The organism is Winogradskyella ouciana (assembly GCF_009709615.1).
Classification (GTDB): Bacteria; Bacteroidota; Bacteroidia; order Flavobacteriales; family Flavobacteriaceae; genus Winogradskyella; species Winogradskyella ouciana.
Genome location: NZ_WJYA01000186.1, coordinates 1 through 257, shown reverse-complemented (window position 1 = coordinate 257; position 257 = coordinate 1). Strand labels below are relative to the sequence as shown.

Genomic DNA, 257 nt, shown 5'->3' with positions numbered 1-257 from the left:
ACCAGCAAAACCTTCTGCTTGAATGTAAGAAATTTCTTTAAGTTTTAACGCACCTTCTAAACTTACGTTATAGTCAATAGTACGTCCGATAAAGAATGCATTGCGTGTTGTTTCTAAGAAATCTGTAGCAATTTGTTCCATAATTGGTGCATCGTCAACAATTGCTTCTATTGCTGTTGTTACTTTTGCTAATTCTCTCAATAAATCAATATCTGCTTCACGACCATGCTCTTTTGCAACGATTTTAGACAAGATTG

1 pseudogene is annotated in these 257 nt (G+C 34.6%); it reads right to left on the bottom strand.

Annotated features, from left to right (window positions below):
• Positions 1–257, bottom strand: a pseudogene (locus F1003_RS18945) (hypothetical protein); the annotation flags it as partial.